Raw genomic sequence first — 13,933 nt, 5'->3', positions numbered from 1 at the left:
CTAGTTATTGAAATGTGAAAGTGTTGCAGATCTTGGCTTGTAAAGTGATAAAATTGTTCGTTTGTACGCAATAAAATTACAATAGTTTCATTGCGAAAAAAGTCGCTATTAATTACAATTAATGTAAATAATGGCACTTTTTAAATTTGAATTACAAGGGGAGTACAGAAAATGAATCATACTATTTTAAAAGAGTTGGAAGTTGAATTGAAAAATTACTTTCAACCGTTTTTGAATGCACCTGCAACAATAGAAGAAATTCAAGATGTTGAAAATGAAATGGGAATTGCGTTTCCAGATGAATTACGTAATCTTTATCTTGCGCATAACGGAGAGGATAAATCAGGACCAGGGTTGTTTTTTGGTTTGCCATTTCTCTCATTAGATCAAGTTTTGGATGAGTGGAGAATATGGAAAAGAATTGAAGAGGATGATTTTTTAAATTTTGATGCATTTTCAATACCAACAGAATGTATTAAGGAAAGATATGTGAATCACAATTGGATACCTATTAGTAAAGATTATGGCGGTAACAATATAGGAATAGATGTTGATCCAGATGAAAAGGGAAAAGTGGGGCAAGTTATTAATTTTGGACGAGATGAAGAAGTAAAATATGTAATTGCGAATAGAATTTCAGACTTGTTACTATTTATTTTACAAACACTAAAAGTTAAAAAATTTACCATTCACCAAGAAGAAGACTATTTATATTGGAGCTATGGTGCTAACGATAATATACACTTTTTAGACGCTTTATTTAATATTGAATTACCTGTTTTACATCCTCAATTTATATTTCAATCTGAAAATAATATTAATGATTGGTACGATAGTTTAGATGAGAATTGGAGAAATATAGTGGGTCCACCTGAGTGTGCAGGCAAGTTTATTAGAGAGAAGAGATTATATTTAGGTGGAAATGGATTAGTAGATATTAGTCCGTTACAGATGTGTACGGAAGTGAGAGAACTAATTTTATCTGGAAATGAAATTAAAGATTTAACAGGATTAGAACGAGTAGATTCTTTAAAGAAGTTGTATTTAGTAAATAACCCGGTTCAAGATTTAACGCCATTATTACGTTTGCAGCACTTACAAGAAATGAATATAAAGAATACGAAGATAAATAATCTATCGGAACTTGTAGAAATATCATCATTAAAAAAATTAGACATTTCACATACTAGTATTCAAGATTTTTCGTTGCTACCGAAGTTTCAAAATTTAGAATCTCTTACAGTACTTATTTCAAATTGTGAACAGCTCTATGCGATTTCGAAAGTAGATAATTTAAAGCATTTATATATTTTAAGTTTAGAGAATGTTAGTGAATTGGAATTGCTTGTATTGCAAAATTTAAAAAAATTAATAACAATTGAATTTGAAAATAGCATCATTGCTAATTTAAATTGCTTAAAACACAATTCATCAATTCAAAATATAAAGTTGACAGATACAAAAGTAAAGGATGGAGCTGCATTAGGTAAAATGAAAGGACTAAAGGAATTGGAATTAGATGGCGCGACAATTGATAACCTTGAAACAATTTGTTGTTCTCATTCATTAGAAATATTTACAGGATCGTTTGAACAATTTTATAAGTTAAAAGAATCATTTGATAGGAAAATAGATTTTTCAAAAATAATAGGAGGGATGAGTGAAGAAGAAAGTGAAATTTGGCACCAGCATGTAATGGATTAGAAAATAAATTATGTATCACTGAATGTCACATCCCTCGTTAATCGTTCGTCTTGTATGTAGAACGGAGAAGGAGGGATTTTGTTATGAAAAATTTGGATGTAGTAATTGTTGGTGGTGGGCTTGCTGGATTAACAGCATCTATATATTTAGCGAAAGCTGGAAGGAAAGTTATTGTATTAGAAAAGTCCAGTCACTTCGGTGGTCGAGGGATGACTATAAATAAAAAGGGCATTTGTATGAATCTTGGTGCACATGCTTTATATAGAGGTGGAGAAGCGTTTATAACTTTTAATGAGCTAGGTGTAAATCTTCCAGGTGGAATCCCATCTACAAAAGCACATGGAATATGGAAAGGGGATATTTTTACCATCCCAACAGATTTTCGCTCAATTTTATCAACACCGTTACTTTCATGGTCTGCAAAACTACAGTTCTCTCGTCTTATGATTCATTTAGGAAAATTAGATGTAGGAAAAGTTCCGAAAATGAGCCTAACTACATGGGCAGAAAATGAAATTAAAGATCCAATGGTTCGAAATATATTTTATGCATTATGCCGAACAACAACATATACGTATGCTCCTACAATACAATTAGCATCTTCAGTATTAAAGCAAATACAGCTTTCAATGAAAGAAGGAGTACTTTATGTAGATGGTGGTTGGGAGACGATAATAACAAATTTAAGGGGTATTGCAAGTACTAGTGGTGTGCAATTTCTAGCTAAAAAGAATGTGTTGAAAATAGAGTATTGTGAAGGGAAACAAAGAATACAATGTTTTGACGATGAAATATTTGAAGCAGGTGCAGTCATTGTAACAACTCCACCGAAAGAGGCTTGTAAAATTATAAAAGGTGCAGAAGGAACAAGTTTGCAAAAATGGAGTGAACAATCTATACAAGTGACCGCGGCAGCGTTAGATATCGGTTTAAAACATTTACCGAATCCTTTGCATCATTTTGCATTGGGATTAGATCAACCTATATTTTTCACAAATCAATCGAGAGCAGCTAAATTAAGTGAAGATGGATCAATTGCAGTGAGTCTAATTAAGTATCACAACCCTGTGCTAGAGCTGAATCATATTCAAGAAGATAAAGAACAGTTAGAAAATACAATGGAATTGTTACATCCGAATTGGAAAAGAGAAGTTGTTGCACAGCAATATTTACCGAAAATATCGGTAGTACATGATTTTCCTCATATTGACCGTGTTGAAAACCCTGGCCCTAATATACGTGAAATGCCAGGTGTTTATATTGCAGGAGATTGGGTTGGACATGATGAAATATTAGCTGATGCTGCGGTAGCAAGCGGAAAACGTGCAGCGTTACACATTTTAAAGCAATCCGAAAGTGAGGCAGTTCATCATGGAAGCGGAGCAATTATATGAAACGTATCAATCATTATTATTTTCGTTAGCATACAGAATCCTTGGGAGTGTTATGGATGCTGAAGATATCGTCCATGACGTATTTATATCGCTTAATAAAAGGGAGGACATTCAATCTATTGAAAATATGAAAGCATATTTATGTAAAATGGTAACAAACCGCTCAATTGATAAATTACGTTCGGCAGCACATAAACGTAACGTATATGTCGGGATGTGGTTGCCAGAGCCATTTGTTGAAGAGATTAATGATCCATCAGAGTCATTTGTAATGAAAGAATCAATTTCTACGGCATATTTATTACTTTTACAACAACTGACTGAGGTAGAGAGGGTTGTTTTCATATTAAGAGAGGTTTTCAGTTATGACTACGAAGAAATCGCTTCAATTGTAGATAAGAGTAATGCGAACTGCCGAAAAATCTTTCAACGTGCACGAAAAAGTATTTTGGATAAGCCGAAGCAGTCAACATTAAGTACGAAAAAGATGGCTGCTTATGTGGAGAAATTTATATCATCATTACAGTGTGGGGATGCGCAAGGTATGTTAGAAGTATTAAAAATAGATGCAATATTGAAAGCAGATGGTGGTGGTAAAGTTACAACTGCAATTCATCCAATTTATTCTGCAGATAGAATTATACGTTTATTCTTTGGAATAGGGAAGAAGTTCCCGGTAGAGTACAATGTTGATTTTAAAATGGTAAATGGTGCCCCAGGCGTTATTGTTAAAGTAAATAATAAAGTGACTTATGTGCTGTCATTTACATTTGAGAATGAGAAAATCTCAAACATTTATATGATGGTGAATCCTGAAAAACTTATGCACTTAAATGCAACTGTATAAAAAAAGACGCATTTCTTTAGAAGTGCGTCTTTTTTTTATTTCTCTAACATTTCAAGAGGTACATCTTTTTCGCCGGCTACCTCAAATTTAATTTCCCCATCTTCTTCATAAATACGTGAAATAATCGGTATAGTAATCATTAATTTTTTATGCTGTTTTCGTTTTCGAGCAGCATCTAAGCTAATCACGTTCATTGTAAGCATCCTTTCTTCTAGAAATATATAAACAAAAGAAAATGCGTCCGGAAAGGGCGCTTAATTGAATTTGAAATACCGATTCATTTAATTGGGGTTTATATGATTTAACAACTGCAATTGAATTAAAAATAGTATGAATGGAATAATTGCACGTAGAAATTAACTTTACCAAAAAACGAAACAATATGCTATAAAAAAAATTAAATCTTTGTCGTATAACGAGAAAAAGATTTTTGTTTCGCATATAATGAAAGTAGACGGGCAGCAAGAGCTTTTTCATCATATTGCTTTGGAAAGGCGATGAAAAAATGGATACGTTAGATTCATTATTATTTCAACTTGAACAATATGGAGAAGAGCATGATCGAAATAAAAAAACACGGGAAGAAAAATTACGGAATATTTCTCGTGAAATGGGGCAATTTTTATCAATTTTAGTAAAAGGATGTAGTACAAAAAATATTTTAGAAATTGGAACTTCTAATGGCTATTCTACATTGTGGTTAGCAAACGCGGTAGAAGAAACAAATGGAAATGTAACAACTGTAGAGCTTTCTTCGGAACGAGTTGGAGAGGCACTTGTCAATTTTGAAAAGGCAAACCTTTTGCAAAGGATTGATGTTCATAATCAAGAAGCAGGGGCATTTTTAGATTCGCAACTAGACCATTCATTTGATTTTATTTTCCTAGATTCAGAGCGTACGCAATACATGTGGTGGCTTGAGCATATAAAACGCATTTTACAACCAAAGGGTTTTCTTGTTGTTGATAATGCTACTTCTCATGCGAGTGAGTTAGCCGAGTTTATAAACATGATTGAAGAAGATGAAATGTTTGAAACGGTGTTATTAGCATTTCAAAATGGAGCATTCGTAGCGCGCAAGAAGAAATAGGAGTGAGCGCAATATAATTATCACATTGAAAAAGGGTGTATGTCAAAAGATTGCGTACAGTAGGATAAAAAGAACATAATTTATATATGTAACATATTAAGAATCCGCCTTCAGCATGTCGTTCTCTAGGTCTTAAGTCTGAGGAAAATTATGTTGATTACAGGTATACTTATAGTAAGAAACAGGGAATGACTGCATATGCAGGTATTTCTTGAAAAATCGGTTTCAAACAAGTGGAATTCGATGATTGAGATGAAATATATAGTGCATATAAATTCGCACATATAAATAAAGGAGCGATTTTGTTGACTGAACTCGAGAAAAAAGAACCTGTATCGATTGTGAAAGATAATAATGTAGAAGTAGTGGTTGATACAGTTATAAAAGATGCAGAATTAGAGGAACTGAATAAAGAAGCTGATCTTTATGTACAAAAGTTAAATAGCGAGCAAAATACAGATTTATCAAAAGTATTGTCCCAGCTAGGAGATTTAGGGGATAAAGAGCAACAAGCAGCAGGACAAACGTTATCAGCATTAAAACGTCCTGTAACAGCGATGATGAATGGAAAGAACGAAGAAATTCCAAATACATTGTTAGAATTACGAAAAGTGGTATCAGAACTTGATCCGAATTCATTAAAAGCAAGTGGTATGAAGAAAATTATGTTTAAAGTATTCAAAAAAAATCCACTTGAAACATACGTGCATAAATATCAATCTATAGATAAGCAAATTGAGGAGATTATAAGATCCCTTCTAATTGGTCGTGACAACTTACAAGAAGATACAGTTGGTCTTGAAATGCTTAAAGAACAATCGCACGATAAAATTCACGCACTTGATAAGCAAGTATACTTAGGAAGAAAACTCGCTGGCATGCTGGAAGCTGAGAAACAAAATCCAGAACGTCAAAGAGATATTCCATTAATTAACGATGCATTAGAAAAGATTCTAGTGCGTACACGTAATATGCAGCAAGCGAAAAGTGTATTATTACAATCTATCGCATCTGTAGATATTATTAAGAAAAATAATGAAAAGTTAACAGAGGCAATTCGTAATGCAATTACGATGACGCAAAACGTCGTAACAGTTTCAGCTGCTATCCAGTTAGCATTAACAAATCAGCGTAAAACAATTGATGCAGTGAATGCGACAAATGAAGCAATTGAATCAATGGTATTAAGTAACTCACAAGCATTAAAACAAAACACAGAAGAAACAACAAAACTTCTTGAAAATCCTGCGATTAGCATGGATAAATTACGCGAATCATTCCAAAATGTATTTGCTGCGATTGAAGCTTCTGAGAAATCATCAGAACGTATTATCGAGTCAAGTAAGAAGTTTGTTATTGAACTAGATACATTTAATGATGAAATGAAACAAAAACTCATTCAGCGTCCAAGGAAATAACAGACTTTTAGAGGAGGTGAAAAAATGAGTTTTATTCAAACCGTATTAGTACTATTAGGCACTTTGCTTTTAATCGCATTTACTGTCGTTGTTTTAGTTGTATATTTCGGACGTAAACTGTATTTTTCATGGACGAAACCATATAAAAGAGCACATGATTCTTTAGATAAGTTATCGAATAAATCATTACCTTTTCTACAAGAATTTACACAACATCCGCTCTTTTATCGCTGGATTCGTACAGAAGGAAAGAAAGAACAGTATACATTAAACACTCTTTTCTGTGCATCGGGTCAACGTACGAGAGAGCAAGTATTCTCAATGTTACCGAAAGAAAAACAGAAAAAAGTACATGTAATGGCAAAAACAACGAAAAAACTTACAAATGAAGATATTGATGTAGCGGCGATGAAAGTAAAAGATTTTTTAAGACAAGAAACGCAGCAAACAGTAAAACCGACAGACTTATCGTTTTATAAATTGTATTTTTATGATCGATATCCAGATGCATTAAATACAATTCAAGCGTATAAGCGCTCAATAAATCCTTCATTACAACGAACGGTTGATGATATTACAATTTCAGTATTAAATGCCTTGCCGTATTATCAGGAGCAGCGTATGTTTGAACAACAACATAAACTTGAAACATTCTTAATGAAAGATTTAACTGCTATGCTATCGTTAGTCGTACAATTACCACCTTCACAACGACCAGAAAAAGAAGAAGAACTAAAAATCTACTTGCAAAATTTCCAAAAAGAAATGGAAGTAGTTGAGCGAGATATTCGTGATTCAATTGATCATGATTTGAATGTGAAGATGAGAGCAGCGACTGAGAAGTTTAAAAATAAATAAAAAAAGTGCCTTAAAGCTATAGTTCTTAGCTTTTAAGGCGCTTTTTTTATTAGATGTTATTTTGCTGTAACGGTTGTATGACTAGATGCAGCACTTTCATTATGCAATCGATCAATTGCAGTTACTACATACGTATACGTCTCTCCAGAAATAGCTGTTTTATCTATATAAATTTCTCCAAGCTTTGTTTTTCTAACAGTAGTAAGTAAATGTTTTGGATTTTCTATATCCACTTCATTTTTGCCATTTACACGGTAAATGGCGTAATAAGCAGAGTCATTCTCTCTATCATCAATGATACCTACAGCAATACCTTCATCTCTTGGAATGGCTCCTTTTAAAGTCGGTTGTTTTGGTGGTTCATGATCAAGCCAAGGCATAGGCGGGATTAATGCAGGATGTTTATATACGTCTTTTGCGAGTCTATCTTTAACTCCAAGTGGATTGTTATTAATATCTTTTAAGCTAAAATGCATACTACCTTTTATTTCTGGATATAACCGGTTTAATGCAATTTGTCTTGGATATTCTTCCGGATCAGACCAAGCGAGGACAGAGTTATTATTAATTTTATAGGCTGCCTGACCGATGTATAGGTGAATTGGTTTATTATTTGTTTCTTTTACCCACCAGTCTACTAATATGTCATATGCAGCTGGTGTGAAACCAATATTCCAATATATTTGCGGTGTAATGTAATCAATGTATCCTTTTTGTATCCACTCACGTGTATCAGCATAAAGATCATCATAGTTTCTTTGACCTGCAGTTGTGTTAGATCCAGTTGGATCGTCAGCTATATTTCGCCATACGCCAAACGGACTTATACCAAACTTTACGTATGATTTTTCTTGTTTTATAGCAGTATTTAAATCTTTGACAAGTTCATTTACATTGTCACGTCGCCAATCTTCTATATTTGTAAATCTACCGTTATTATAGGTTTCGTACGTTTTTTGATCGGGGAATTCTTCACCTGCTACTTTATATGGATAAAAATAATCATCCATATGTATCGCATCAACATCATAATTTTGCACGATTTCTAAAGCACCTTCAGTTATAAATTTTTTCACTTCTGGAATACCAGGATTGTAATATAATTTTCCGCCATAAGGTACAACCCAATCCGGATGTTGCCTTGCAGGATGATTATTTGATAATCGATTTATATCAGTGTGATTCATCGTTATTCGGTACGGATTCATCCATGCGTGGAATTCTATATTTCTTTTATGAGCTTCTTCAATCATAAATGCGAGCGGGTCGTATCCAGGATCTTTTCCTTGTGTACCTGTAATGTATTCAGACCAAGGACCGTAATGGGAAGGGTAAAAAGCATCAGCAGTTGGTTTTATTTGTACAACGACTGCATTCATACCGGTGTTTTTTACATCTTCTAATAATCTAATAAATTCTTGTTTTTGATTTTCGATGGGTAAGCCAGTTTTTGAGGGCCAATCAATATTTAGAACAGATGCAATCCATACAGCACGTAATTCATGTTTTTTGTACGTAGCATTTACTTCAGCGTAAGTAGAGTGAGGAAAAATGAAAGAGAAAGGAATAAAAAAGATGGCGATACAACATATCATTAATAAACGTTTAACAATCATTTATACGCCTCCCTATTATATCGTTAACTAATATGATATCCGAGTTGAGGTTGTTCTTACAATTGAGAAAAATACATATTGAAACATTAATTTAATAGGAAAAATATTTTTAGTGAAATTTACTTTCATCATAACTAAATTCTTTCACTTCTTCATATGCTTGTTAGTAAAGTGAAACTTCCTTTCATTCGAAGGGGCTAATTTATAAGTATAGGAGGATTAATAAATGAAGGTTTTATTCGTTTGTTCTGGAGGAATGTCCAGTGCAATTGTTGTAAACGCTTTAAAAAAAGAAGCGGAGAAAAAAGGGGTAAACATGGAAGTGCATGCGATTGGAACAAATGAGGTGGAAGAAGAAGTGAAGAATGGCTGGGATGTTGTAATGGTTGCACCTCAAGTAAGACATCGATTCGATTCAGTTAAAAAATTTGCAGAAGAGGAATCTATTCCGTGTGGTATCATTCCGCCACAAGCATATACACCGCTTGGTGGACCGGCTTTGTTAAAAACTGTAAATGAATTAATTAGTTAGGGGGAAGCGTTATGAATAAGTTTGTCACGTTTCTTGATAAAAACTTATCTGGACCGATGGCAAGGCTTTCTGAACAGAGGCATTTACAAGCAATCCGTGATGGAGTTATTTCAGCGTTACCATTTATTATAGTAGGAAGTTTCTTTTTAATCGTAGCATTTCCACCATTACCGAAAGATAGTTTCATATCCGTTTGGGCATTAAAAAATCAAACAAGTATATTAATACCATATCGTTTAACGATGTTTATTATGTCGTTATATATAGCATTTGGAATAGGATATAATTTAGCGAAAAGTTATAAGCTAGATGCTTTATCAGGAGCACAGCTTGCAGTATGTTCCTTGCTATTAACGTTAACACCTGAATTAATTGATAAAAAAGGGTTTATGCTTCCGATGACAAATCTCGGAGGTCATGGATTATTCGTGACGATGATTGTTTCTATTTTATCAGTTGAGATTTTAAGATTTTGTAAGAAGAAAAACGTAACGATCAAAATGCCAGAACAAGTACCACCGTCAGTAGCGCGTTCGTTTGAAGCACTTATACCTGCGGCTTTCGTTATTATTATTATGAGCATTATTACTGTCGTTTTTAAAGTAGATGTACATTACGTTGTGGATAAATTAGCAGCACCATTAGTTAAAGCTGGTGATAGTTACTTTGGCGTTATTATACCAGTATTTTTAATTACATTTTTCTGGTCTTTCGGGATACACGGTGTATCCGTTGTAGGCACTGTTGCGAGACCACTTTGGGATGTGTATTTAGGGAAGAACGGTGAAGCTGTAGCAAGTGGCGCGAGCCATTTTCCATTCATTGCACCAGAGCCGTTTTATCAATGGTTTATTTGGATTGGTGGTTCGGGCGCAACGCTAGGACTTGTATTAGCCATGATAGTTTTTGGTAGATCAAAATATTCGAAAGCATTATCGAGAAGTTGTATTGTGCCTGGAATTTTTAACATTAATGAACCAGTTATATTTGGTTTACCAATTGTCCTAAATCCAATCTTAATTATTCCTTTCGTTATTACACCACTAGTAACAGCTACTATAGCATATTCTGCAACTGCAATGGGATTTGTAACACCAACACACATTATGCCACCGTGGACACTACCAGCTCCAATTGGTGCATATTTAGCTACAGGAGGTGATTGGCGTGCAGTTGTATTAGTTTTAATAAATATAGCAATATCATTCCTTATTTATCTACCATTCTTTAAAATGTACGACAAAAATATGCTTGAAATTGAAAAGAGTGGAGACGGAGAATCTGTTAATCCGTGATTTTTAAACTGTCTTTATGAGTGATAGGTATTCTGCCTATCACTTCTTTCACATGTAGTCCAGAGAGGGTGAAATGGAATGAATATAAAATTTAGTTATAAAGGTGTATTTTTATTACTATTTGGAGTGATATGTGCGAATTTACTATTTGTACCTTTATTAAGAATGCTGAATTTATCACAAATGCATAGTATATGGCTTGTTACAAGCATTGCGGCAAGTATTTTGCTTACAGTAGTTGTTTCTTTTATTGATGGATCATTTGCATCAAAGCCTCAGTTGTTTTTTAGATTTATAATATTTTCAATTGGTTGTACGTTTGTAACTTACATGATTGTTTTTTAGTAAGGGGAGGTTATGCATGTTATGTATATTGCAGGGGTAATGTCCGGTACTTCGTTAGACGGAATAGATGTAGCACTCGTTCATATAGAAGGAAGAGGTGTAGGTTCTAAAGTTGAACTAATACATTTTACTACTGTGCCGTTTTGTAATGATATGAAAAATGAGATCCAGCAGGCATTATCAATAGAAAATTCAAATGTACAACTTATATGCAGTTTAAATTTCAAACTTGGTTTATGCTTCGCAGGTGCTGTAAAGGAAGTTTGTAAAGAGGCCAATTTTCCTTTGGGACAATTAGATGTAATTGGTTCTCACGGACAAACGATTTATCATCAGCCAAAGCAAGATGGTACTATGATTCCTTCCACATTACAAATTGGAGAACCAGCAGTAATTGCGTATGAAACGAAAACGACAGTTATTTCTAATTTTCGAACGATGGATATGGCAGCAGGGGGACAAGGTGCACCACTTGTACCATATTCAGAGATTATTTTGTATCGTCACCAAACTAAAAATAGACTACTACAAAATATTGGCGGGATCAGTAATGTTACCGTAATACCAAGTCAACTAAGTGAGAAGAGCGTAATAGCATTTGATACAGGTCCAGGTAATATGGTAATGGATGAAGTATGTCAAAGGTTATTTCAGTTGCCATATGATCAAAATGGTAAGGTTGCAAAACAAGGAGTAGTTGTGGAAGAAATTTTGACATATTGTATGAGTCATCCATTTTTGAAAATGAATCCACCGAAATCAACTGGTAGAGAACAGTTTGGAGAAGAATTTGTAAGTGAATTATTGAAGCGGTTTGAAAAGCATAGTAAAGAAAATATATTGACGACTCTCACGATGTTTACTGCAAGTTCAATTGTTTATCATTATAAGGAGTTTATTTTGCCGTATTATGAAATTGATGAGGTAATTCTAGGTGGTGGCGGAAGTTATAATGATACACTTGTAGAAATGATACGGCATGGATTGAAAGAAGAAAAATGTACATTATTCCTTCAGGAGGATATAGGCTATTCTTCAGAAGCGAAAGAAGCAATCGCATTTGCTATTTTAGCAAATGAAACATATCATCGTAATCCGAGTAATGTGCCGAGCGCAACAGGTGCAACGCAATCTGTAGTTTTAGGGAATATAACATTCCCTCCAATAAGATGATGAAAATGAGGCGAACATATGAAGTACATGATTGGAATAGACGGCGGGGGAACGAAGACAGAAGCGATTGCATTTGATAAAGACGGAAATGAACTTGTAAGAGCTACAAGTGGTTTTGGGAATATATTAATAGATTTTGAAGAAGCTTTTGTGCATATTACGGAAGTGATTGATCAATGCCAGAAAGGATTATTAAATGGGCATTGCGTTTGTATTTGTTTAGGGTTAGCGGGGATAAGTGGAATAAATACGGATGAATTAACAGTACGTTTAAAAAAGAAGTACGGAACAAAAATTGAAGTTTTAAATGATGCAATGATTGCACATGCAGCTGCTTTAAAAGGGAAGGATGGAATTTTAACGATTGGCGGTACAGGTGCAATTTGTATTGGAAAGAAAGGAGAAGTGTACGAGTATAGTGGTGGATGGGGACATATTTTAGGAGATGAAGGAAGCGGATATTGGATTGCGTTACAAGGTTTAAAGAGAATGGCAAATCAATTTGATCAAGGAGTTACACTTTGTCCATTAAGCTTAAGGATTCAAGACGAGTTTCAACTATTAACATCGTCTCATATAAAACAACTAGTATATAGTTTTTCAAAAGATAAAGTTGCAGCAATTGCACCGCTAATTATTGAGGAAGCGAGAAATGGGAATGATGATGCACATAAAATTATTCTACAAGCGGCTAAGGAATTAACAAGAATGACGGTGAATATTTACAATAAGATGCAGTTTAATTTATCCGCTTCAATTGCAGTAAGTGGCAGCATACTGCGTTTCGTTCCTGAAATATATGCTGAGTTTAAGAAATGCTGTGAGAAAAGTATAGGAGATGTTACGTTTGTATCACAATCAGAACCAGCAGTGAAAGGAAGCTATTATTTAATGAAGAATATATATTTTAAAAAATAGCTTCATGAGAATTTTTGTATGATTTGTAAATATATGATGTTAAAATGTATAAAGGGATGTGGATAAAAAAGTACAATATACATAGTTCTTGAATATTGTATATGTATTCCCATGTAGAAAGTGAATGATTATATGATTAATAGTATGCAATTTTTGTATTTGGTGGTTTCTTATTTATTTGGAAACATATTGACCGCTTATATAGTAACGAAATGGAGACATAACGTCGATATACGGGATGAAGGAAGCGGTAATCCTGGTGCAAGAAATATGGGGCGTGTATATGGAAAAGGATATTTCATCGCTACATTTTTAGGTGATGCAATCAAAGGGGCAATCGTAGTTTCTATTGCAAAATACCTTTTTGGAGATTCAACATTTGTAATGGTAGCTTTAATGGCTGTTTTACTTGGACATATTTATCCAATTGTATTTAAAGGCAAGGGCGGAAAAGGCATATCAACATTTATCGGAGGATTAATCGCATTTGATTATTTGATAGCGCTTACTCTTGTTGCTGTTTTCATTATATTTTATTTAATCTTTAAAGGATTTACTAAGCCAGGGTTAATTACAATCGCTTGTTTACCAGTTTGCATGATTTTATATTCTTACTCAATTGTTACGACTATTTTAAGTGCTCTTATCATTGTACTTATTTTATATGTAAATCGAGAATGAAACGAACTTTTCATAAGTGGAGTAAATCTCCACTTATAATTTTTATTCAATACATAAAGGAG

General features: G+C 33.8%; 14 protein-coding genes. 12 read left to right on the top strand and 2 right to left on the bottom strand.

Translation table 11 applies throughout. The features are described 5' to 3' along the window. Positions 1–171: 171 nt before the first annotated feature. The 3 genes from MR113_RS07200 to MR113_RS07190 all read left to right on the top strand — a co-directional run bounded on the left by MR113_RS07200 (position 172) and on the right by MR113_RS07190 (position 3,945). Complete coding sequence (locus MR113_RS07200; protein WP_242252877.1) at positions 172–1,704, top strand: SMI1/KNR4 family protein; 1,533 nt, start codon at positions 172–174, stop codon at positions 1,702–1,704. A gap of 83 nt (positions 1,705–1,787) precedes the next feature. Beyond that, positions 1,788–3,098 carry a phytoene desaturase family protein gene (locus tag MR113_RS07195; RefSeq protein ID WP_242252860.1) on the top strand — a complete coding sequence of 437 codons (1,311 nt, stop codon included), beginning with the start codon at positions 1,788–1,790 and terminating at the stop codon, positions 3,096–3,098. After that, the gene (locus MR113_RS07190; protein WP_242252858.1) at positions 3,076–3,945 is read left to right on the top strand and encodes an RNA polymerase sigma-70 factor; all 870 of its coding nucleotides are present in this window, start codon (positions 3,076–3,078) and stop codon (positions 3,943–3,945) included. The genes MR113_RS07195 and MR113_RS07190 overlap by 23 nt, the downstream gene beginning before the upstream one ends. A 35-nt stretch (positions 3,946–3,980) precedes the next feature. On the opposite strand, the gene MR113_RS07185 is transcribed toward MR113_RS07190, so the two are convergent. Next, positions 3,981–4,139 (bottom strand): hypothetical protein, encoded by a 159-nt coding sequence (locus tag MR113_RS07185; protein ID WP_001100983.1) that lies wholly within the window; start codon positions 4,137–4,139, stop codon positions 3,981–3,983. 311 nt (positions 4,140–4,450) lie between these two features. Here MR113_RS07185 and MR113_RS07180 point away from each other — a divergent pair, with 311 nt between their 5' ends. From MR113_RS07180 to MR113_RS07170, 3 genes are all read left to right on the top strand, one after another. Continuing rightward, positions 4,451–5,035 (top strand): O-methyltransferase, encoded by a 585-nt coding sequence (locus tag MR113_RS07180; protein ID WP_242252856.1) that lies wholly within the window; start codon positions 4,451–4,453, stop codon positions 5,033–5,035. A gap of 305 nt (positions 5,036–5,340) precedes the next feature. Continuing rightward, a complete protein-coding gene (locus tag MR113_RS07175) occupies positions 5,341–6,453 on the top strand; it encodes a toxic anion resistance protein (protein ID WP_000137398.1) in 1,113 nt (370 codons plus the stop codon). A 24-nt stretch (positions 6,454–6,477) separates the two neighbouring features. Further along, entirely contained in the window at positions 6,478–7,311 is an 834-nt protein-coding gene (locus tag MR113_RS07170) for a DUF3974 domain-containing protein (RefSeq protein ID WP_000008385.1), read from the top strand. A 56-nt stretch (positions 7,312–7,367) separates the two neighbouring features. Here MR113_RS07170 and MR113_RS07165 read toward each other — a convergent pair whose 3' ends face one another. Next, a complete protein-coding gene (locus MR113_RS07165) occupies positions 7,368–8,927 on the bottom strand; it encodes a glycoside hydrolase family 10-like protein (RefSeq protein WP_242252853.1) in 1,560 nt (519 codons plus the stop codon). 226 nt (positions 8,928–9,153) lie between these two features. On the opposite strand from MR113_RS07165, the gene MR113_RS07160 reads away from it, so the two are divergent. From MR113_RS07160 to plsY, 6 genes are all read left to right on the top strand, one after another. Then, positions 9,154–9,459 carry a PTS sugar transporter subunit IIB gene (locus tag MR113_RS07160; RefSeq protein WP_242252851.1) on the top strand — a complete coding sequence of 102 codons (306 nt, stop codon included), beginning with the start codon at positions 9,154–9,156 and terminating at the stop codon, positions 9,457–9,459. A gap of 11 nt (positions 9,460–9,470) precedes the next feature. Then, the gene (locus MR113_RS07155) at positions 9,471–10,754 is read left to right on the top strand and encodes a PTS sugar transporter subunit IIC (RefSeq protein ID WP_061679234.1); all 1,284 of its coding nucleotides are present in this window, start codon (positions 9,471–9,473) and stop codon (positions 10,752–10,754) included. Positions 10,755–10,832: 78 nt separating this feature from the next. After that, positions 10,833–11,099 carry a hypothetical protein gene (locus MR113_RS07150; protein WP_088030060.1) on the top strand — a complete coding sequence of 89 codons (267 nt, stop codon included), beginning with the start codon at positions 10,833–10,835 and terminating at the stop codon, positions 11,097–11,099. Positions 11,100–11,120: 21 nt separating this feature from the next. After that, the gene (gene anmK / locus MR113_RS07145) at positions 11,121–12,272 is read left to right on the top strand and encodes an anhydro-N-acetylmuramic acid kinase AnmK (RefSeq protein WP_242252947.1); all 1,152 of its coding nucleotides are present in this window, start codon (positions 11,121–11,123) and stop codon (positions 12,270–12,272) included. 18 nt (positions 12,273–12,290) lie between these two features. After that, positions 12,291–13,190 (top strand): BadF/BadG/BcrA/BcrD ATPase family protein, encoded by a 900-nt coding sequence (locus MR113_RS07140; protein ID WP_242252842.1) that lies wholly within the window; start codon positions 12,291–12,293, stop codon positions 13,188–13,190. A gap of 132 nt (positions 13,191–13,322) precedes the next feature. Next, positions 13,323–13,871: a glycerol-3-phosphate 1-O-acyltransferase PlsY gene (gene plsY / locus MR113_RS07135; protein WP_242252840.1), complete on the top strand. Its 549-nt coding sequence runs from the start codon at positions 13,323–13,325 to the stop codon at positions 13,869–13,871. Positions 13,872–13,933 lie beyond the last annotated feature (62 nt).

It is taken from the genome of Bacillus cereus group sp. BfR-BA-01379 (assembly GCF_022663605.1).
Lineage (GTDB): Bacteria > Bacillota > Bacilli > Bacillales > Bacillaceae_G > Bacillus_A > Bacillus_A mobilis.
This window is presented reverse-complemented; position numbering and strand designations above follow the sequence as displayed.